Here is a 20178-nt window from a genome sequence, read left to right as displayed (position 1 = left end):
CGTATTGCTGCCCGGCAAAGGTGTTACTGAATACCGCCGCCCAGTGACTGCCACAGGGTGATGCGGTTTTCCAGGTCCGTTTGTTGCAGGGCGATCAACGATTCCTGTGCCGACCACAGCGACCGCTGCGCGGTCAGTACCGTCAAATAATCTCCCGCACCGGCCTGATAGCTGCGCGTCGCCACATCCAGCGTTTTTTGCTCTGCCGCGACGTATTCACGCTGAGCATCGAGCTGTTCGCTCAACGTTTCACGGCGTGCCAGGGCATCAGCCACATCTTTAAACGCACTCTGGATGGCTTTCTCATAGGTGGCGATCAGCCCCTTTTTCTCCGCTTCGGCATAACGTAGTTGCGCCATGTTGTTGCCGCCGCTAAACAGAGGCAGGGTGATGGACGGGGCGAACGACCACACTTTCATTCCGTGGCTGAACAGGGACGAGAGTGAATCGCTGCCAACGCCTGCGCTGGCCGTGAGTGAGATGCTGGGGAAGAAGTTGGCACGCGCTGCGCCGATGCTCGCGTTGGCGCTTTTCAGATTGTGCTCCGCTTCCTGAATGTCCGGGCGGCGCAGCAGCGCGCTGGAGCTGACACCGGCCGGGATCAGGCTGATGGCATTATCGCTCAGGCTCTCCAGTGTGCCGGGAAGCAGGTTCTCCGGTACGGTGTCGCCAGCCAGCAGATTGAGGGCATTTTTGTCCTGCATCACCAGCGTCTGATAACTGGCGACGCTGGCGCGAGCCTGCTGGTAAACCGCCATCGCTTCGCTGACATCCGTCGCGGCAGCCACGCCCACTTCCTGCTGCCGTTTCACAATGTTGAGCGAGTTTGCGGCGCTCTCCATTGTGGATTTCGCCAGCGCCAGATTGCTGTTATCCGCCGCCAGCGTCACCCAGGCCGTGGTCAGCTCACTGACCATCGTCAGGCGTGTGTTTTGAGCCGTGAATTCACTGGCAAGCCAGGTTTCACGTGCAGCACGAGACAGACTCTGATTCTTACCAAACAGATCCAGTTCAAAACTGGAGGTTGCACCATTGGCTTCGTCGCTGGTGGAGACACCGCTTGCCAGCGTGCGGCTGCGGGTGTGGCTGAGCGTTGCATCGACCGTCGGGAACAGGGAGGAACGTGTTTCGCCATACTGGGCGCGAGCGGCGTCAATATCAGCAATCGCTTTTTGTACGTCGCGGTTGCTGTTGAGCGCCATGGCCACCACACGTTTCAGCCGCGCGTCGTTCATCACCTGCTGCCACTGGCTCACTACTGCAGAGGCTTCGCCGTGTGCGCCGGGCAACGTCGCCGGAACGGGCGCGTCCGGGCGTTGATATATTGGATCTAACGAAACACAGCCTGCGCTCAGCAGCGCTAACACTAAAACAGATACACGAAACATTATGACCTCCGGTTTGCGTGCTTACCGGAGAACAGACGTTTCACCAGTACAAAGAATAACGGAACAAAGAAGATCGCCAGCAGCGTGGCGGCAAGCGTCCCACCGATGATGCCCGTACCAATTGCCACGCGGCTGTTTGCCCCGGCGCCCGTTGCCACGGCCAGCGGCATCACTCCGGCAATAAACGCCAGTGAGGTCATCAGGATAGGCCGCAGGCGCGTCTGGGCGGCACGCATGGCCGCCCGCGTCAGGGAGTAGCCTTCAGCCACTTTTGCTTCGGCAAACTCAACAATCAAAATGGCGTTTTTCGACGACAGGCCGATGGTGGTCAGCAGCGCCACCTGGAAATAGACATCGTTGTTCAGGCCGCGCATGGAGGCCGCCAGTGCTGCCCCCAACACGCCGAGAGGGATCACCAGGATGACGGAGATCGGCACAGACCAGCTCTCATACAGCGCGGCCAGGCACAGGAAGACCACCAGAATGGAGAGGGCATAGAGGCTCATCGCCTGGCCACTCGCCAGTTTCTCCTGTAAGGACAAGCCACTCCACGCCCAGGTTGTGCCAGACGGCAGGTTGTTCGCCAGTTGTTCCATCCGGGTCATCGCTGTACCGGAGCTTGAACCACTGGCGTTTTCTCCCTGGATTTCATACGCCGCCGAACCGTTGTAGCGGACCAGGCTTTCCGGGCCGTATTCCCAGCGGGTGGTGGCAAAAGCGGAGAATGGCGTCATGGTGCTGTTACTGCCGCGCACAAACCATTTGTTGAGATCGGATGGTACTGCGCGATAGTCGCTGTCGCCCTGGATGTAGACCTTTTTCACGCGGCCACGGTCGATAAAATCGTTCACGTAGGTTCCGCCCCAGGCACTGGAAAGGGTATTCGTAACATCACTCAGCGAGAGCCCCAGTGACACGGCTTTGTTGTTATCGATATCTACCTGCAACTGCGGCATCTGCGGAAGATCGTTGGCACGAACGGCGTGCAGCGATGCGTCCTGATTGGCTTCGCCAATCAGCTGGTTACGCATTTTCAGCAGCGCGTCACGGTCGGTACTGCCCGTGGCCATCAGTTCAAAGGTAAAGCCGTTGCTTTGTCCCAGGCCATCGACTGATGGTGGCGTCATGGCAAATACCGTGGCGTCACGAATGGTACTCAGCTCTTGTGTGGCACGCAGGGCAATCGCCTGAGCGGTATTTTCCGCCCCCTTACGCTGTGACCAGTTTTTCAGGGAGACAAACGCCATCCCGGCATTCTGACCGCTGCCGCTAAAGCTGAAGCCTTCGACGGTAAAAATAACGTCGGTGTTGTCTTTCTCTTTAGTGAGGAACCAGTCGCGTACCTGACGGCTAACCTCAGAGGTGCGCACCGCCGTTGCCCCCGCAGGCAGGGTGTACTGCACCATAATTTCACCCTGGTCTTCCGTTGGCAGGAAGCTGCCCGGCAGTTTCAGCATTGCCAGCCCCATTGCGCCACACAGCAGAACGTAGATCACCAGCATACCGCCAGAGCGGCGTAATGCCCGCAGCACCTTGTTCTGATAGCCGTGTTCGGTCTTGCTGTAAAAACGGTTAAACGCGCCGAAGAAACCTTTCTTATGTGGCGAAGTGTGGCTCAGGACTGAACCGCACAGGGCCGGTGTCAGGGTCAGAGCCACCACAACAGAGAGGAACATTGCCGAGATAATCGTGACCGAGAACTGACGGTAAATAACACCCGTCGAGCCGCCGAAGAATGCCATCGGCAGGAACACGGCAGAGAGCACCAGCGCAATAGCGACCAGCGCACCGGAGATTTCACCCATCGATTTTTCGGTCGCTTCGCGGGCGGGTAGCCCTTCGTCGCGCATGATACGCTCAACGTTTTCCACGACCACAATGGCATCATCAACCAGCAGGCCTATCGCCAGCACCATCGCAAACAGCGTCAGGGTGTTGATTGAGTAACCGAACAGCGCCAGTACACCGAATGTGCCCAGCAGTACGACCGGAACCGCCAGCGCGGGGATCAGCGTCGCGCGGATGTTTTGCAGGAACAGATACATCACAACCACCACGAGGATGATGGCTTCGAACAGCGTCTGAATCACATCCTCCACCGAGATCTTGATGAACTCGGTGCTGTCTTTCGGATAGGCAACGTCATAGCCTTCAGGCATCGCACGTTTGAACTCGGCGATTTTCTCTTTCACGGCGGTGGCCGTGCTGAGTGCGTTCGCCCCCGGCGAGAGCATCACTGCCATCCCGGCAGCAGGGTGACCGTTCAGCCTGGCGGTTGCCGTGTAATCTTCGCTGCCCATCTCGACACGGGCAACATCACCAATGTGTACCACCGCGCCGTTTGACTGACTCTTAATGATGATGTTTTTGAACTGTTCGACCGTTTGCAGGCGTGACTGAGCGCGCACGGTTGCCGTTAATTGCTGGGCATTTGAGGACGGTAACGCCCCGATTTTCCCGGCGGAAACCTGCACGTTCTGCGCTTCAATGGCGCTTTGCACGTCGGACGGCATCAGCGAGTAGGAAGCCAGTTTTGCCGGATCGAGCCAGATGCGCATTGCGTATTCTGCACCGAACACCTGCAAGCTCCCCACGCCTTCAACACGCGCCAGCGGGTCCTGCATGTTACTCACCAGCCAGTCGGCAATGTCTGAACTGCTGGCGGTGTCGGTTTTATCGTACACCCCCATGATCAGCAGGAAGTTACTCTGCGATTTTTGCACCGTGATGCCGGACTGTTGTACCTCGGTTGGCAGACGCGATTCTGCCTGCTGGACTTTGTTTTGTACCTGCACCTGCGCGGTGTCTGGGTCGGTTCCCTGTTCGAAGGTGACGTTAATGCTCACCGAACCGTCTGAACTGCTGGTGGAGGTGAAGTAAAGCAGGTTATCCAGGCCCGTTAGCTGTTGTTCAATGACCTGCGTCACGCTGTTTTCCAGCGTTTGCGCGGAGGCCCCGGTATAGGTGGCGGAGATTTTGACCGACGGCGGTGCGACGTCAGGATACTGCGCGACCGGGAGCGTGCGGATCGCCAGCATCCCGGCGAGCATAATCAGAATGGCGATCACCCAGGCGAATACCGGGCGACGCACGAAGAAACGGGAAAACATCAGGCGTTTCCTCCGGTGGCTTTCATCTCTTCCGCTTTCACTTCTTGCCCGGCCGTGACTTTATCGATGCCCTCGACAATCAGCTTATCGCCCGCTTTCAGACCGCCAGTGACCAGCCATTTGTCGCCGTAGGTGTCGCCGGTTTCAAGCTGGCGTTGTTCCACTTTATTACTGGCGTTGACCACCAGCGCGGTGGCATTGCCTTTGGCATCGCGGGTAATACCTTGCTGTGGCGCGAGAATGGCGTCGGTCATGATCCCTTCATCCACTTTGGCGCGCACAAACATCCCTGGCAGAAGCTGGTGCTGCGGGTTCGGGAAGACAGCACGCAGCGTGACGGAGCCGGTGGATTCATCCACCGCAACTTCAGTCAGTGCCAGACGCCCTTTTTCGCTGTAGGTACTGCCGTCTTCAAGAATCAGGGTTACACCCAGGGTATCGCTGTTGGTCGCGAGCGATTGCTTGCGTAATCGCAGCAGATCGGCGCTGGAACGCGTTAAATCGACGTACATGCTGTCCAGACCCCGGATCGTGGCAAGCGCGGTATCTTGCTGCGCTGTCACCAGCGCGCCAGGTGTGACGGATGAGATCCCGATACGCCCGGCGATCGGGGCGGTTACGGTGGTCCAGTTGAGATTAATACGTGCGCTCTCCTGCGCTGCTTTCTTTGACTCCACGCTGGCCTTGTCTTGCGCGCAGGTGGATTGTGCGTCTTCGGCATCCTGGCGGGATACGCCATCGTCTTTCACCAGTTGCGCATAACGCTGTGCTTTCTGGCAATCAGCCTGAACCAGGGCCTGCGCCTGTTTCAGGGCCGCCGCTGCTTCGTCATAAGCGGCGCGATAGCTTGAGGGATCAATTTGATAGAGCGCTTGCCCGGCTTTGACGGTATCGCCTTCGGTGAATAACCGTTTCTGAATAATGCCGCCAACCTGTGGACGCACTTCTGCGCTCATGGCGGCACTGGTACGGCCGGTCAGTTCACTGACCACCGACACGGGCTGACTCATGAGCGTGACAATTCCAACTTCCGGAAGGGGCTGCTGTTGATTGGCTGTTGTCGCATTATCGCACCCGGTCAGGAGGAATAATGCTGCGATGGAGGTGGTTATGGTTTTCATAATTTTTTTCCAGGGTGAACGATGCCTGCCCTGTTAATCACTTAACAAGGAGGGGGCGATTTAAAGGCACAGCGATATTGCATCTCCGCTATTAGCGGAAATGAAAAACGGGAAATGTCTATTTCCCTGTTATTAATTCATTTTTAATTAATTAGCATTGAGAAGCATATTGAGTATTTCCCGATACATTTTTTCTAATTGCTCTGGTGCGACTTTTTGTGGGGTTAAGCGCCGGTAAATGGAGCCTTCCATCATGACGGCCGTGATTTCAACGCAGCAGCGGATACGCTCGTCGCTTAGGTGCGGACACTGTTTTTTCAGGTGCGTAGCGGCATTTTCAAACATGCGGGCATCCGCTTCGGCAAGCATGGCGGCGACCTGAGGATTACGTGTTGCCTCGGCGGACATCTCCAGCATCAGTGCGTCGTCATCTTCGCTTAATGTTTCCCGCCAGGCCAAAACCTGAGGGATGCGATCGGTCTGGGTTTTGCCTTCCATCTCGGCAATTCGGTAGTCGATGATGCGGCGGATCATCTCTTCGATAATCGCATCTTTGTTGCTGAAATAACGATAGATTTGCCCGACGCTCAGCTTTGCCTCTGCCGCGATTTGCGACATGCTGGCGGCATGAAACCCGCTGGCGCGAAAGCAGTGCCGCGCGGCGGTGATGATCTCATCCTGACGTTGTTTCTGTCGTTCTTCCAGCTTTGTGCTCATCGGTTACCTGCTGAAGTAAAAAAGTGAGAATGATCGTTCTCATTAGTGGTGATTATACGTTTTCGAAGCGTATTGGAAAGCGCTTTTTTTATTAAGATATTGAATGAATATTTCCTTCAGGAAATAAAGGAGAGAATAAGGAGTTTTTATGAAGGTTAAGCTGTGAGATATTCAGAATACGCTGAAAATAAGGAGAACAATATGCAGCTGAGCATCACTAATACCATCACAGAACATGAAAAAAAAGAGTTATTAACGGGGCTACGATCTCACAATATGCAGTTTATTGACTTTGCCGCTGTCGGCGGGGATCTGGCGGTGTATGTTCGCGATGAACAGGGGGTGATGATCGGGGGATTAATCGGTAATCGCAAAGGCGAGTGGCTGAATATTGATTATCTGTGGGTCAACAGTGAGCTGCGCGGTGCAGGCCTGGGCAGTCAGATCATGAAGGCGGCGGAAGACGAGGCCAGGAAAATAGGTTGCCTGCATGCGCTGGTGGACACGTTCAGCTTCCAGGCGCGCCCGTTTTATGAAAAGCAGGGTTATCAGCTACAGATGACGCTGGAGGACTGTCCGTATCAAGGTATGCAAAAACATTACCTGTCGAAACGTCTTTAACCGCCAATGCCACTGCCAATCACCGCCAGGGCGTGGCGAACAATGATATCTGGCGAGAGGGATGTCAGCCTCTCGTCATTCCGCATCCGTGAGAAGGGCACTAATACCAGGCTCAGTAGCGTGGTGAACAGCAGCTCTGGTGCAAGCTCGCGGTTTAGCTTTCCTTCCTGCTGCCAGTGTTTGATTGTGGCAAGCGTCGTTTGATATTTCTCATCGCCAAAGCGAGCGTGCAGATGGGCACGCAGGACTGGCATTTCGCCAATCACTTCCTGCATCCACAACGGTGCGAACCAGTGGTATTGCCCGGCCAGATCGGCCAGCATTTTTACCATTAAGGTGAGCGCCGTGACGGGATCATCGGGGTTTTCCGCGAAAATTGCGCTGATTTTGCTGCGTAACGGCAGGAAACGCTCCTCGATCATCGCGTCGAGCAACTGTTCCCGGGAATTAAAATAGTAGTGCAGCATCGCAGGGGTGACCCCTGCCGCTTTGGCGATGGCATTGAGTGAGGTGTTGGCAATCCCCTGACGGGAAAAGAGGTGCAGTGCGATATCCAGCAACTGTTCACGGCTCGCGGTTACAGGTTTTCCACCGCGTGGACGTCCTGGGCGACGGGCCGACGGCATGGATTCAGAATTGTCTTTTAGTGCTGGCATCGTGGCGTGATCTCTTGACCGGATTCATAACTTATACAAATATTAATTATCTCATTAATTAATTTCAAGTGGTGTCTCATGGAGTCTGACTCAACGACTCAATCCCCAACTCTCCCTCAGCAGAACGCGCCGTCCATTCGTCTGCTGTTCAGCGCACTGCTGTTGGTGATGTTGCTCTCGGCACTTGACCAGACGATTGTCTCCACGGCGCTGCCGACGATAGTGGGCGAGTTGGGCGGGCTGGACAAACTCTCCTGGGTGGTGACGGCGTACATCCTGAGTTCAACGATTGTCGTGCCGCTGTACGGGAAATTTGGCGATCTGTTTGGCCGTAAAATTGTCCTGCAAATTGCGATAGTGCTGTTCCTGGCGGGTTCGGTTCTTTGCGGGCTGGCGCAGAACATGACACAACTGGTGTTGATGCGTGCCCTGCAAGGGCTGGGCGGTGGCGGGCTAATGGTGATCAGTATGGCCGCTGTCGCAGATGTGATTCCCCCGGCGGAACGGGGTCGCTACCAGGGGCTGTTTGGCGGTGTCTTCGGCCTGGCGACGGTGATTGGTCCGCTGATCGGCGGGTTTATTGTGCAGCACGCCTCCTGGCGCTGGATTTTCTATATCAATCTGCCGCTGGGCCTGTTTGCGCTTCTGGTGATTGGCGCAGTGTTTCGCGGTAGCGCCCGACGCAATAAGCATGAAATCGATTATCTGGGGGCGATTTATCTCAGTATGGCGCTCCTGTGCATCATCCTGTTCACCACGGAAGGGGGGACGATTCGCTCATGGAGCGACCCTCAACTGTGGTGCATTCTGGCGTTTGGCCTGACGGGAATTGCCGGGTTTATCTATGAAGAACGGCTGGCTTGGGAGCCGATTATTCCGCTGTCACTGTTCCGGGATCGCAGCTTTCTGCTCTGTAGCCTGATCGGTTTTATTATCGGTATGTCGCTGTTTGGCTCGGTAACTTTCCTGCCGCTCTATTTACAGGTGGTGAAAGATGCCACGCCAACGCAGGCGGGGTTGCAGTTGATTCCATTGATGGGCGGGCTATTACTGACCTCGATTATCAGCGGACGTATCATCAGCCGCACCGGAAAATATCGCCTGTTTCCGATCCTCGGTACGCTGTTTGGCGTGGTCGGGATGGTACTGCTGACGCAAATTTCGATTCACTCGCCCACCTGGCAGCTGTATCTGTTTACCGGCGTGCTGGGAATGGGACTTGGGCTGGTGATGCAGGTGCTGGTGCTGGCGGTGCAGAACAGCGTGTCGGCCAGCCAGTATGGCGTGGCGACATCAGGCGTAACGCTGTTCCGCTCCATCGGCGGGGCGATCGGTGTGGCCTTGTTTGGTGCGGTGTTTACCCATGTGCTGCAGTCTGGTCTGGTCGCTCGTATCCCTGAAGGGACAACACTGCCGCGTGAACTGAACCCAGTGGCAATTCATCATCTGCCGGAAGCATTGCGACTGAGCTACCTCGACGCATTTGGCTCTGCCATTCATGCGGTATTCCTGATGGCGGCGGGCATTATGGTACTGGCATTTGTACTGTCGTGGCTTTTACGTGAAGCGCCGTTGCGCCGAAGCCAGGTCTGACGTTAGCCGTTCGGCTCATTGTCCTGAATTTGAAGGGTCATGCTTGTCTTCCTCGCAGCCGCTGGCGCATGCTTTGACCTGGTCAATAAACCTACAGAGGTTGCAATGGAACGCGCAGCAGGGGCGAAACCAGGCCGTCATGCTGCCTGCGGAGTTCGCGTTTGATACGGAGAGCGTCTACATCCGGTGGGATGACGAAGGGAATGTTATTTTGACGGCAAGGTTGGAGAAAGAATGATGGGCGATCTCGATCAGCTTATTGCCGCACACGCCATCAGCCGGGGGACAACGATTGTCACTAACGATCACGCCTTTACAATGGTACAGGAATTGACGGTTGAAGACTGGGCGGCCGCGGCCTGATGCCCCGCTCCCGCCCTCTCTCACGGGAGAGGGGGTAACTCTGGTCTGTCACACCTGCATATAACGTAACCTTCTTATTGATTCCTTTTCGTTTTTTAGCGTACCGCCTCGTTGTCGATATAGTCATTGAAACGTCTATCAAAAGGAACTGTCCTCGTGAAACTTCGAATCGGTGCATTACTGCTTGCAGGTCTGCTGCTGGCGGGCTGCGACCAAAGCGGCAGCGATGCCAAACACATTAAAGTGGGTGTGATTAACGGCGCGGAGCAGGATGTCGCGGAGGTCGCCAAAAAGGTGGCAAAAGAGAAGTATGGTCTGGATGTTGAGCTGGTCGGCTTTAGCGGCTCACTGCTGCCCAACGATGCGACCAATCATGGTGAACTGGATGCGAACGTCTTCCAGCATCGGCCGTTCCTGGCAGAAGATAACAAAGCGCACGGCTACAAACTGGTTGCGGTAGCCAATACCTTTGTTTTCCCGATGGCGGGGTATTCCCGCAAGATTAAATCGGTCTCTGAACTGAAAGACGGCGCAACTATCGCCATTCCAAACGACCCAACGAACCTCGGTCGTGCGCTGTTGCTGCTGCAAAAAGAGAAGTTGATTACCCTGAAGCCGGATGTCGGCCTGCTGCCAACGGCGCTGGATATCACCGCGAACCCGAAAAAGCTGAATATTATGGAACTGGAAGGGGCGCAGTTGCCGCGTGTGCTCGATGACCCGAAAGTCGATGTGGCGATCATCAGCACAACATACCTCCAGCAAACCGGGCTTTCTCCCGTGCATGACGGGGTGTTTATTGAAGATAAAAACTCGCCATATGTGAACATTGTGGTCACCCGGGAAGATAACAAAGAGGCTGAAAACGTGAAGGAATTTATTCAGTCGTATCAGTCGCCAGAAGTGGCGAAAGCGGCGGAAAAAATCTTCAACGGTGGTGCGGTTCCTGGCTGGTAAATAAGAATGAGGCGTATAACGTCATGCTATACGCCTCAGGCGGGTTATTTCAGGTTGGTTTTGAAGAATGACATCAGTTTGGCAAACGGGATCAGGTCAGTGCGGTCATAGAGATCGACGTGACCGGCATTGGGCGCGATTCGTTAGCCGGCTTTGGCATCGCATTCTTTCCTGAAGACGTGTTTGGCGACCATATCGCCTGTGGGCGGTTAATCCGGGTTCTGGAACCCTGGAGTTAGCCTTTTCCGGGTTATTATCGGTATTACCCAAGCTGCAAGCAGCCCTCTCCGGCCTTTTCACGGGTGGTGGAGGCGTTACGCCTCTGAAAGTGTTGACCCGATTTCATCGATCATCGCCCTGTAGCCCACATCGTATTCTTCTGCTTCTGGCTATTCTCCTTACCACACCCACAGGAGAGTAGACCATGAACATCACCCAGATCCGTAACGCAACTCAACTGATTACCTACGCCGGGAAACGTTTTTTAATCGACCCGATGCTGGCCCCGAAAGATGCCTATCCAGGCTTTGCGGGTACGGCACATGCAGACATTCGCAACCCCATGGTTGAACTGCCTGTGGAGGTGAAAACACTGCTGGATGCTGATGCGGTCATCGTAACGCACACCCATGACGATCACTGGGATCAGGCAGCGAGTGACCTGATCGCTAAAGATAAGCCGATCTACGTGCAAAGCGACAGTGACGCCCGGTTGCTGCGCTCCCAGGGATTCAACAACCTGAGGGTAATGACCGAAGAAACGGCGTTTGGCGATATCAGGATCAGCAAAACCCAGGGCGGCCAGCACGGCACTGACCGCGCCTATGCTGTGCCGGAACTGGCGGAACGACTGGGTGAGGCCTGCGGCGTGGTCTTCCGTCACCCTGATGAGAAAACGCTCTTTATTGTGGGCGATACGATCTGGCGTGCGGAAGTGGCCGCGGATCTGCAAAAACATCAGCCCGATGTGGTGGTCATCAACGCCGGTTATGCTCATGTGCTGGGGTTTGGGCCAATTATTATGGGCCAGGAGGATGTACTGAACGTGCATTTCCTGCTGCCGCAGGCCAAAATTGTTGCGACTCATATGGAAGCGATCAACCACTGCCTGCTGAGCCGTCGTGCGCTGCGTGACTACGCAGAGGCCAACCAGGTGAGCGATATCCTGAGCATTCCTCAGGACGGTGAAAGCGTTATATTCTGAATATTCGTCGGGGAAAGGAGAGACAAATGCAGCTCACAAACGTGGCGATTGTCGCCGTGGACGGGTTTAGCCCGTTTCACTACTCCGTTCCCTGTATTTTATTTGGGGATACGGTCTCCGGTGAAAAGCGCTTTAATGTCGCGATTTGTGCCGAAAATCCGGGAGTGCTGACCTCTCGAGATGGATTTTCACTGAACGCGACGCAGGATTTTTCCGCGTTGGCACAGGCGGATATTGTCGTTGTGCCTTACTGGCAGCACGTTCTGGAACGCCCGCCGCAATCACTGCTCGACAGTCTGGTTCAGGCAAGGGACAACGGCGCGGAAATTGTTGGGCTTTGCCTGGGATCCTTTGTGCTGGGATATGCGGGGATCCTCGACGGAAAACGGGCGGCAACACACTGGGAGTTCGAGCGCCAGTTCCAGTCACTGTTCCCGGAGGTACGTCTGGATATCAATGCCCTCTATGTCGATGACGGCAACCTCATCACTTCCGCAGGAACGGCTGCCGCGCTGGATTGCTGTCTGTATATCATTCGCCAGCGCTTTGGCAGCGTGGTGGCAAACCAGATTGCCCGCCGGATGATTGTGCCGCCGCATCGTGAAGGTGGGCAGGCGCAGTTTATTGAACAACCCATTCCGGTAGATACGCGCGATGCACGAATCAACTGTCTGATCGACTATCTTCAGCGGCACATCGCCGACCCCCACAACCTGGATTCGCTGGCGGAGGTGGTGTCGATGAGTCGCCGCACGTTAACCCGCCATTTTATCAAAGCGACAGGGATGAGCGTCGCCGATTGGCTCACCGCTGAGCGCCTGCGACGTAGCCAGATTTTACTGGAAGCGGGTAACCTGCCGATTGAAACCGTGGCCGGGCAGGTGGGTTTTTTGTCTGCGGTAACCTATCGCCAGCAGTTTAAAACGCGCTTTGGGGTCAGCCCCGCGGAATGGCGCAAGACCTTCCGGGCGAACCTGTAGACTGTTTTGACGCGTTATCCCAGCCTTTCCATCCTCGTTTCGCCTTCCACCATCGACAATTGATACAGCGAAAAAGAACGGTGCTTTTCAATCAGGGTCGCCAGTTCAGGTGAATGGCTGGTGAGCCAGATCTGCGAGTATCGGCTGGCTTCAGCGATAAGGCTCGCCAGGGCGGGCAGCATCTGCGGATGCAGGCTGTTTTCCGGTTCGTTGAGGGCGATAAATGCGGGTGGGCGAGGGCTTAACAGCGCGACAGCCAGGCACAAGAAACGCAGCGTACCATCGGAAAACTCTGCCGGTTCCAGCGGACGGCCTAGCCCGTCGCGCTGCATCATCATGCGAAAGCGTCCGCCAGAATTATCGCTGTAGAATACGCATCCGGGAAAGGCCTGGTCGAGAATGCGCATCAGCAGTAATTCGTCGCCAATTTCGACAATCGTCTGAAACGCGGCGGCCAGGTTTGCACCCTCGCTGGCGAGCACCGGGGAGCGGAAACCCACCTGTGGTGCGCGCATTGCTGAACCGGAAGACACCGAAAACTCGTGATAAAAACGCCAGTTTCGCAGGGACTCGCGCATCTGCGACACTTCCGGGTAAAGATGTGGCTCACCCAGTTGCCCGAACACGGATTCGTTTTCATACAACGTACCGCTGTGGGTTACTTTCTCATGATGTACGTTGCTCAGAAATACGGCCTGATTTTTACGCCTCATCAGCTGTGACGAGGGGCGGCGGTGCTGACCACTCAGCCAGATGGACTCCTCTTTGATCACCGGATCAAGATCGAACTGCGACGGATAAGGCAGCTTTTCGACAAACCCCACCTGCAACTCGTACTCGTACGTGTCCGTCTCTACTGCCAGGTTCATGCGACGCAGCCTATCGCTGCGCGTTTTACCCGCCCAGAACACCTTCAAAATTCCGCCTTCGTTCGCCAGAGCCTGGGAAAATTGCCCCTGCGCCGCGCTGTGCATCAGGTGAATTGCCTTATAAATATTGGATTTACCAGTCCCGTTCGGCCCAAAGACGATATTGAGCTGTTCCAGCTCCAGTGAAAGCTGGCGAATTGAGCGGTAGTTTTCAATGTGCAGGGTGTTAATCATCAGTGAATGCCTGGTGTGAATGCATGGTCATAGTCTATTGCCTGCATGCCAGGAACGGCAATTATCCTGCCGCATAATCCGCCAGCCGTTCGACCGGGAAATGCAGGGACGTATCCTGGCGAAACGCGTCCAGTAAATACTCCACCGTCACCTTAACGCGTGGGGCGACCAGCGCCCGATGGGGGTATTGAATCACCATTTCGTAATTTCCGGGATCGTGTTGGTCTACCAACACGGCTTTGAGCGCGCCGGACTGCAAATGGACCAATGCGTGATGAACGCCGACCTGAGCAACGCCCAGCCCCAGCAGCGCCGCCTGCGTTTGTGCTTCCGGCGCGGAGAGGGTGACGGCGGCTGAGTCTGGCTCCAGCGTGGTCAGGCTGCCATCGCTGCCCCTGAATCCCCAGGGCGAGACGCGTCCTCCCAAAAAGCGCCGGGCAATCAGGTGATGCTGCCGCAGGTCGTCAGGGGTGCGCGGTATTCCGAAACGGGCCAGATAATCCGGGGAGGCTACCAGCACAGTTTTCAGCTGGCAGACAGGACGCGAAATTAACGATGAGTCGACAATGCGCCCACCGCGAATGGTCAGGTCATAGCCGTCGGCAATCAAATCCGTCACCCTGTCGTCAAAATCCACTTCCACCGAGATCCCCGGATAACGCGCTCGTAAGCCAGGCAGTACCGGAAGAAGCTGCTCGCGGCCAAAGGCGGCGCTGGTGGAGATGCGAACGTGACCGCTGGTTTCCATTTTCCGGGCCACGACGGCATCCATTGCGGTGTCCAGTGCGCTGATGGCAATGCGTGCCTGGTGTAAAAAGGCGATCCCCTCTTCGGTCAGGCTCAGTGTGCGGGTGGTGCGATTCATCAGCCTGACGCCGAGCGCCTGCTCCAGACCGGCAATATTTTTACTCACCGCCGCGGGGCTGATCCCCTGGCTGCGTGCGGCGGCGGCAAAACTGCCTGCATCAGCGGCTTCAACAAACGAGACGATAGCCCGCACGCGTTGTGATAATTCCATGTTTCCCTCCCACATTCACAACCTGAGGTTGATTATCTATCAACCATAACCTCAATTCTCGTTACGAGTAAACGGGCACATACTCGCCACATCAACCCCATTCAGTGAGGAATCTGTATGAAACCGTCCGAGCCTGCTTATTTCATTTTTGATGTTGTTATCCACGATCCGGCGGCGATGCAGCCGTATCGGGAAAAAGTGGAGGCCAGCTATCAAGCATTTGGCGGAAAGCGTCTGGTGATGGGGGGGCAGTGCAACACCGTTGAGGGTAGCGGCCCGCAGGGGATGCTGGTGATGCTGCAATTTGACAGTGTTGAGCAGGCCCACGCGTGGCACGACTCTCCGTCGTATCAAGAGATTATTCACTACCGCCACGCTGCCGCCCGCACTAACGCCTGGCTGGTGAAAGGCGTTGCGCCAGAACAACACTAACAACAGGAGAAGATCATGAGAACATTAGCGATTGTTTCCCACCCGTATGCCGCGCAGTCTCGCATTATCAATGCACTGCAGCAGACCGCCGAAAGTACGGATAACGTCATCGTCAGAAATCTGGAGTCGCTGTATGGCAACGCGGTGAGTGCCATTGATGTGGCGGAAGAACAAGCGGCTTATGAAGGGGTAGACCGCGTGGTGTTTATCTATCCTACCCACTGGTTCAACCTGACGCCGATGCTAAAAGGTTATCTCAATGAAGTGTGGCAGTACGGCTGGGCGTTTGGTGCAGGCGGCGATGCGCTGAAGGGGAAGGCGTTAAGGGTGGTGACGTCAGCCGGGGCGAGTGAGCACACCTATTCCCATGCCGGGCTGATCCAAAGCTCTATGGATGAAGTATTAAGCCCAATGAAAGCCAGCGCGCTGTATGTGGGAATGGCCTGGCTGCCACCGCTGGCATTTTATGAAGTGGCGGCGGCGAATCGTGACCATGTACCGCAGTTCCAGCAGGCGCTGGCTGCGGCACTTGCGCAGTGACGGAGGTTAGCTGATGTCGGATGTCACCTTCCAGGATGGAAAATGCTACAGCAGTTCAAATACCTCCAGCCACTAATTAGACCGGGAGTACATTTCGTGCTTTCTTCGTAGGGTAATGTTGCGGCGTCTGGATAGACTTCCGTTAATGGCCGAACGGGGGACAACGATATGAACTGGCAGCCTTTTCGCGGTAACGCACCGGCAACGATGACGATTTACAGTGCTTCATTTCCCGATGTCAGCGATCAGTGGCCGATGAAAGACGACGTCACCCGCGAGATCAACGCGATAGACAAGGCGCTGAAAGCGGACCTCGCGCTGCTGCCTCCTCTTATGGATTACGAAGAGGGCGGCCAGGCTGTACTGATTTCCCAGCATATTTATTCTGAACAGGCATACCGTACCCGCCCGGCGCTGGCCGCATGGCGTGCCCGGCTGGTTCCCACGGCGCTGGCGATCTTTGTGGTGCAAAATCCACTGGAAGATAAGCTCCCCGAAGGCACGCCGATGGACAAGGAAAGCCGTCAGTGGTTTATCCATGCTAACGACGCCATCGGCGTGCGCTCCCGCGCGCGGGTTCTGGCGACACTGGTGGACAAGTACATCCACAACGACATTGAAAGTGACTGGATAAGCCTGGCAAGTGGCGCAGCTATTCCTGTACTGGAGGCGTTGCGAACCGCCAAACTGGATGGGCAGAACGTGCATTTGTCGCTGGTGGATAATGACCCCGTTGCGCTGCGCTGGGCCGAAACCATGGCCGCGCAGGAGGGATTGAATGTCGGAGAACAACTGACTCTGCTCAGGCGCGACCTGATTCAGACGTTTATCCGCAGTGAAGATCTTCTGCTGGAGCTGGGCGAACATCAGGCTGAACTGGTGGATGCGCTGGGGATTTTTGAATACTTCAACGATGCAGATGCGGTGATTTTTTTGCAGCGTGCCCTGCGGCTGGTGAAACCCGGCGGGGCGGTGATTGTGTCGAATATGCTGACCAGCAGTCCGCAAATCGACTTCACCCTGCGTTGTATCGGCTGGTCGCATATTTTCCCCCGCTCATTAGAGCAGCTACAGGCTATCCATCTCGCGGCCGGAGTGCCGGTGGAAAATGTTACGGTGATTGTGCCGAAGGATGGGGTATATGCGGTGATGGAAATGCGAATTTGACGCGCGGGCGGTTCTGTCAGCGGAGTGTGTCGCCGGATATTCCCGGCGAATGTCAGATAAACGTTAATCGGTATTCACCTGCTATTTGTAGAATAAATACCCACGGAGAAAGGGATGCCAGTCAGTACAGCGACAGCGTATTATTGTTTTAAATAACGATCTGCCTCATGCGTATTTCCTCTCTTTATATATTCCCCACGCAAATAAATGCCACAAAATAAATAAAATATAACTATGTATTCATGAAATATATAATTAACATTAACGGTAAAGTTTTGTAATTAATATTAACTTTCTGCAATTAATAATGAAAATGATTCTCACTTTTATTTGTGTTGAGTGAGGGGATCGAATATGTCCACATCATATGGACGTGATAAATTATTAGTGGGCGCAGCCGTACTGTTATGCGCGCCGGTTTTTGCCGAAACAGATAATAACATCGAGGACGTTGAGACTATTCAGGTTGTGGCATCGGTGGAGAGTACGCCAAAAGAAACCCATGTTTACGAGAATAAAATCGCCGCCCGTCAGCCGGAACTTATCAAAGATATTCTGCGTGATATTCCTGGCGTTGATGTTGGCGGGACGAATGGATTTAATCAGCAAATCTATATGCGCGGCGTAAGCGACAAGGGAATCAACGTTACCATTGATGGTGCGCGCCAGATGGGCGATGTTTTTCACCATGGCGGTAATCTGTTAATTGATCCAGCGTTATTAAAGCAGGTTGATGTCTCTGTGGGGGCTAACTCTGTGGTCCATGGTTCCGGGGCATTAGGCGGTGCGGTGAAATTTACCACCGTTGACGCGTCTGATTTGCTGCGACCAGGTGAACGTTACGGCGCACGGGTTAAAACCGGTTACGACACCAATAACGACGAATGGTCTAACTCCCTGACATTATTTGGCCGGGTGGCCGATCGCGTTGACCTGTTGGGCTATATAAGCCACAGCGATTACGACTATGGCGAAAGCGGAGATGGCACGCGTATTGGCGCAGATGGCAAAGATAAAAGCTATTTAGTGAAAGCCGGTGTTGATCTTTTTGAAGGCCAAAAAATAAAAGTCTCGGCGGAGCGCGTAAAATCGGACGGTGAATATCCGTTCCGCGCTGAGTTTTCCTATCGCCCGACGACCACCGCTAATTTCCAGGACTACACGCCGCAACGTTTTACCCGTGAAACCCAAACGCTCTCTTATGAAGCGGTTGATGGTAGCGGATGGGTTGACCTCAACGTGGCGGGTTATCACACCAAAAATGAACTCGATCGCAGCCAGCCGCATAAAAATATGGCCGCAGCCATCCGTTCCGGCAAAGCGAACGCCAGTGTTAAAAAGCGCTGGAATAACCAGGACGGTGGCTGGGTGACGAGTGTGGAAACCTGGGGCATTAACGTTGACAACCGTTCTGAATTCCAGACGGGAGCTTTTGGTCACACGCTGCGCGTGGGCTATGAATGGTTTCAGACCAAAAATCATCGTGATGATTACCAATATTCCAGTGGGCGGAAAACCGCATCCTGGGATGGCGAAAAGGGGACCAGCAACTCTGGGTATCTGGAAAATGCCGTACAGTTGGGTGGGCTGACGCTCACACCGGGGATTCGCTACGATCATTATCGGGCAGATATGCTTGGCGATGAGGACCAGACATTCACTGAATTCTCCAAAGCCTTTGGCGCTGAGTACCGTTTTGAATCCGGCTTGGGCTTATTTGCTAACTACACTGAACTGTTCCGTGCTCCCGATACCACCGAATCGATCCGCGTTAATTCCGGCAAGTTTAACCAGAAAAACCAGCTTGAGCCGGAAACCGGTGAGAATAAAGAGGTCGGCATTTTCTTCGACCATCGTGGCCTAATTGTGCAAGAGGACACGTTCAGTCTTGTCGGTAAATATTTCCGCACACATTACGATAATCTTATTGTCCAGACAGCTGTTCCCGGTGTATCTGAACTCACAGAGCGTTTTAATGCCGGTAATGCGGTTGTCGATGGCTATGAAGCGTCGGTGAATTATGCGGTAAATAATATTATTACCCGTTTCAGCTATTCTCATATCAGCACTGATTATACGTCACCATTGATGGTCAAAGGGGTGGCTAAATATGGTGATATCCTGGGACGCGATACTGGCGATAAGTACACTGTAGGGTTGACGTATTTGCTGCCGAAATATGACCTGTCCCTCCACTGGAACTCACTGTTATACACGCGTTATAAAGATGAGAAAACGAAAAAGCCTGGCTATGGTGTGAACGATCTGGCGGTGGAATGGGCGCCCGCATCCGGTACGCTGGATGGCCTGACGGTAAGCCTGGGGTTATACAACATCTTTGATAAAAACTATGTGTCCCACACGTCGCGCAACAGCTATGGCGTACTGGGTGCAGACTACGAACCCGGACGGAGTTTCCGTGCCAGTGTGGCGTATCAGTTCTGATGTTCAGCGCATAAACAAGCCCCGGTATAACCGGGGTTAACTGGCAGGAAGAATGCTGTAGCAGCAGGCCAGGCGCTTGCTTTTCATCCGTGACCCGAACATCATCCCCTCATGAAAATCGAAACTGCAGTCTCTTCACAATTTGAACGTCTTGTCGCGATCTGGGAATCATCCGTTCGCGCCACTCACCACTTTTTACAGGAAAGCGATATTGCGGCGCTGCGCCCGTTATTGCTCAACGCGTATCTCCCCCATCTCAGGGTGGTGATTGCCCGGGATGAAACGGGAGTGATTCACGGCTTTTTAGGCGTAGATCAAAACCGCATTGAAATGCTGTTTGTCGATGACGTGAGTCGCGGGAAAGGTGTAGGTAAATTACTGCTGAAGTACGCGGTCGAATATTTCGGCGTGAATGAAGTGGATGTTAACGAGCAGAATCCGCAGGGTGTCGCGTTTTATCAGTATATGGGGTTTGTGCAGGTTGGACGCTCTGAACGGGACGGGCAGGGGAATCTGTTTCCGTTGCTGCATATGCGGTTGGGGTGATAACGAGATCAGCGTTTAGCTTTCTTATCCCATTTTAATAAGCCGACAATATCTTTTTCTCCTTCGACTTCTTTAAACAGTCGCTGCTTTTTCCAGGTTCCACCAAAAACAATTAAAGCAAGAGAGTTCGCAATTCGCGATTTAGGGAAGGTGCGAACAAGTTCCTGATATGAGATCATCATATTCATCCGGAGCGCATCCCAGAGGGACATCATGA

General features: G+C 54.5%; 18 protein-coding genes and 3 pseudogenes. 13 read left to right on the top strand and 8 right to left on the bottom strand.

What is annotated here, in order from left to right; all coding sequences use genetic code 11:
- Positions 1-23: 23 nt before the first annotated feature.
- From GF617_RS22865 to GF617_RS22850, 4 genes are all read right to left on the bottom strand, one after another.
- Positions 24-1388 (bottom strand): efflux transporter outer membrane subunit, encoded by a 1365-nt coding sequence (locus GF617_RS22865; protein ID WP_181621657.1) that lies wholly within the window; start codon positions 1386-1388, stop codon positions 24-26.
- Entirely contained in the window at positions 1388-4498 is a 3111-nt protein-coding gene (locus GF617_RS22860; protein ID WP_203452501.1) for an efflux RND transporter permease subunit, read from the bottom strand. Before GF617_RS22860 ends, GF617_RS22865 begins: the two co-directional genes overlap by 1 nt.
- Positions 4498-5619, bottom strand: a complete 1122-nt coding sequence (locus tag GF617_RS22855) for an efflux RND transporter periplasmic adaptor subunit (protein ID WP_181621659.1) — start codon at positions 5617-5619, stop codon at positions 4498-4500. The genes GF617_RS22860 and GF617_RS22855 overlap by 1 nt, the downstream gene beginning before the upstream one ends.
- 147 nt (positions 5620-5766) lie before the next feature.
- Positions 5767-6336 carry a TetR/AcrR family transcriptional regulator gene (locus tag GF617_RS22850; protein ID WP_203452500.1) on the bottom strand — a complete coding sequence of 190 codons (570 nt, stop codon included), beginning with the start codon at positions 6334-6336 and terminating at the stop codon, positions 5767-5769.
- Positions 6337-6537: 201 nt separating this feature from the next.
- Here GF617_RS22850 and GF617_RS22845 point away from each other — a divergent pair, with 201 nt between their 5' ends.
- Positions 6538-6957 carry a GNAT family N-acetyltransferase gene (locus tag GF617_RS22845; protein WP_181621661.1) on the top strand — a complete coding sequence of 140 codons (420 nt, stop codon included), beginning with the start codon at positions 6538-6540 and terminating at the stop codon, positions 6955-6957.
- Here GF617_RS22845 and GF617_RS22840 read toward each other — a convergent pair.
- Positions 6954-7613 carry a TetR/AcrR family transcriptional regulator gene (locus tag GF617_RS22840; protein WP_203452499.1) on the bottom strand — a complete coding sequence of 220 codons (660 nt, stop codon included), beginning with the start codon at positions 7611-7613 and terminating at the stop codon, positions 6954-6956. The genes GF617_RS22845 and GF617_RS22840 overlap by 4 nt on opposite strands.
- Positions 7614-7691: 78 nt before the next feature.
- Between GF617_RS22840 and GF617_RS22835 the strand changes: the two genes are divergently transcribed.
- The 7 genes and pseudogenes from GF617_RS22835 to GF617_RS22810 all read left to right on the top strand — a co-directional run bounded on the left by GF617_RS22835 (position 7692) and on the right by GF617_RS22810 (position 12710).
- Positions 7692-9206, top strand: coding sequence for an MDR family MFS transporter (locus GF617_RS22835; protein ID WP_181621663.1), 1515 nt, complete (start codon positions 7692-7694; stop codon positions 9204-9206).
- Positions 9207-9249: 43 nt separating this feature from the next.
- Positions 9250-9444, top strand: coding sequence for a hypothetical protein (locus GF617_RS27255; protein ID WP_239006589.1), 195 nt, complete (start codon positions 9250-9252; stop codon positions 9442-9444).
- Positions 9438-9569: pseudogene (locus GF617_RS22825) on the top strand (VapC toxin family PIN domain ribonuclease); the annotation flags it as partial. The gene GF617_RS27255 and the pseudogene GF617_RS22825, both read left to right, overlap by 7 nt.
- Before the next feature lie 156 nt (positions 9570-9725).
- Complete coding sequence (gene nlpA / locus GF617_RS22820) at positions 9726-10526, top strand: lipoprotein NlpA (RefSeq protein WP_181621664.1); 801 nt, start codon at positions 9726-9728, stop codon at positions 10524-10526.
- A gap of 140 nt (positions 10527-10666) precedes the next feature.
- A pseudogene (locus GF617_RS27250) lies at positions 10667-10852 on the top strand (LysR substrate-binding domain-containing protein); the annotation flags it as partial.
- A 98-nt stretch (positions 10853-10950) separates the two neighbouring features.
- Positions 10951-11730, top strand: coding sequence for an MBL fold metallo-hydrolase (locus GF617_RS22815; RefSeq protein WP_181621665.1), 780 nt, complete (start codon positions 10951-10953; stop codon positions 11728-11730).
- 26 nt (positions 11731-11756) lie between these two features.
- A complete protein-coding gene (locus GF617_RS22810) occupies positions 11757-12710 on the top strand; it encodes a GlxA family transcriptional regulator (RefSeq protein ID WP_181621666.1) in 954 nt (317 codons plus the stop codon).
- A 14-nt stretch (positions 12711-12724) separates the two neighbouring features.
- Here the strand turns inward: GF617_RS22810 and GF617_RS22805 are convergent, their stop codons facing one another.
- A complete protein-coding gene (locus GF617_RS22805; RefSeq protein ID WP_203452498.1) occupies positions 12725-13813 on the bottom strand; it encodes an AAA family ATPase in 1089 nt (362 codons plus the stop codon).
- 61 nt (positions 13814-13874) lie between these two features.
- The gene (locus tag GF617_RS22800; protein WP_203452497.1) at positions 13875-14831 is read right to left on the bottom strand and encodes a LysR family transcriptional regulator; all 957 of its coding nucleotides are present in this window, start codon (positions 14829-14831) and stop codon (positions 13875-13877) included.
- 117 nt (positions 14832-14948) lie between these two features.
- Here GF617_RS22800 and GF617_RS22795 point away from each other — a divergent pair, with 117 nt between their 5' ends.
- The 5 genes from GF617_RS22795 (at position 14949) to GF617_RS22775 (ending at position 19961) form a co-directional block, all read left to right on the top strand.
- Entirely contained in the window at positions 14949-15263 is a 315-nt protein-coding gene (locus GF617_RS22795; RefSeq protein ID WP_203452496.1) for a DUF1330 domain-containing protein, read from the top strand.
- 15 nt (positions 15264-15278) lie between these two features.
- Positions 15279-15803 (top strand): NAD(P)H-dependent oxidoreductase, encoded by a 525-nt coding sequence (locus GF617_RS22790; RefSeq protein WP_181621670.1) that lies wholly within the window; start codon positions 15279-15281, stop codon positions 15801-15803.
- A gap of 168 nt (positions 15804-15971) precedes the next feature.
- Positions 15972-16970, top strand: a complete 999-nt coding sequence (locus GF617_RS22785; protein ID WP_181621680.1) for a class I SAM-dependent methyltransferase — start codon at positions 15972-15974, stop codon at positions 16968-16970.
- Positions 16971-17324: 354 nt separating this feature from the next.
- Positions 17325-19415: a TonB-dependent receptor domain-containing protein gene (locus tag GF617_RS22780; protein ID WP_203452495.1), complete on the top strand. Its 2091-nt coding sequence runs from the start codon at positions 17325-17327 to the stop codon at positions 19413-19415.
- Between the two features lie 111 nt (positions 19416-19526).
- Positions 19527-19961, top strand: coding sequence for a GNAT family N-acetyltransferase (locus GF617_RS22775; RefSeq protein ID WP_203452494.1), 435 nt, complete (start codon positions 19527-19529; stop codon positions 19959-19961).
- Between the two features lie 8 nt (positions 19962-19969).
- Here the strand turns inward: GF617_RS22775 and GF617_RS22770 are convergent.
- Positions 19970-20178: pseudogene (locus GF617_RS22770) on the bottom strand (hypothetical protein); the annotation flags it as partial.

It is taken from the genome of Lelliottia sp. RWM.1, from assembly GCF_016859735.1.
Lineage (GTDB): Bacteria > Pseudomonadota > Gammaproteobacteria > Enterobacterales > Enterobacteriaceae > Enterobacter.
Note: the sequence above shows the minus strand (reverse complement) of the source record. Positions and strands in the feature narration are given on the sequence as shown.

Bases quoted from the DNA above. Each gene is read 5' to 3' on its own strand.
- GF617_RS22865 (WP_181621657.1), bottom strand. From the start codon at position 1,388: ATGTTTCGTGTATCTGTTTTAGTGTTAGCGCTGCTGAGCGCAGGCTGT.
- GF617_RS22860 (WP_203452501.1), bottom strand. From the start codon at position 4,498: ATGTTTTCCCGTTTCTTCGTGCGTCGCCCGGTATTCGCCTGGGTGATC.
- GF617_RS22855 (WP_181621659.1), bottom strand. From the start codon at position 5,619: ATGAAAACCATAACCACCTCCATCGCAGCATTATTCCTCCTGACCGGG.
- GF617_RS22850 (WP_203452500.1), bottom strand. From the start codon at position 6,336: ATGAGCACAAAGCTGGAAGAACGACAGAAACAACGTCAGGATGAGATC.
- GF617_RS22845 (WP_181621661.1), top strand. From the start codon at position 6,538: ATGCAGCTGAGCATCACTAATACCATCACAGAACATGAAAAAAAAGAG.
- GF617_RS22840 (WP_203452499.1), bottom strand. From the start codon at position 7,613: ATGCCAGCACTAAAAGACAATTCTGAATCCATGCCGTCGGCCCGTCGC.
- GF617_RS22835 (WP_181621663.1), top strand. From the start codon at position 7,692: ATGGAGTCTGACTCAACGACTCAATCCCCAACTCTCCCTCAGCAGAAC.
- GF617_RS22815 (WP_181621665.1), top strand. From the start codon at position 10,951: ATGAACATCACCCAGATCCGTAACGCAACTCAACTGATTACCTACGCC.
- GF617_RS22810 (WP_181621666.1), top strand. From the start codon at position 11,757: ATGCAGCTCACAAACGTGGCGATTGTCGCCGTGGACGGGTTTAGCCCG.
- GF617_RS22805 (WP_203452498.1), bottom strand. From the start codon at position 13,813: ATGATTAACACCCTGCACATTGAAAACTACCGCTCAATTCGCCAGCTT.
- GF617_RS22800 (WP_203452497.1), bottom strand. From the start codon at position 14,831: ATGGAATTATCACAACGCGTGCGGGCTATCGTCTCGTTTGTTGAAGCC.
- GF617_RS22795 (WP_203452496.1), top strand. From the start codon at position 14,949: ATGAAACCGTCCGAGCCTGCTTATTTCATTTTTGATGTTGTTATCCAC.
- GF617_RS22790 (WP_181621670.1), top strand. From the start codon at position 15,279: ATGAGAACATTAGCGATTGTTTCCCACCCGTATGCCGCGCAGTCTCGC.
- GF617_RS22785 (WP_181621680.1), top strand. From the start codon at position 15,972: ATGAACTGGCAGCCTTTTCGCGGTAACGCACCGGCAACGATGACGATT.
- GF617_RS22780 (WP_203452495.1), top strand. From the start codon at position 17,325: ATGTCCACATCATATGGACGTGATAAATTATTAGTGGGCGCAGCCGTA.
- GF617_RS22775 (WP_203452494.1), top strand. From the start codon at position 19,527: ATGAAAATCGAAACTGCAGTCTCTTCACAATTTGAACGTCTTGTCGCG.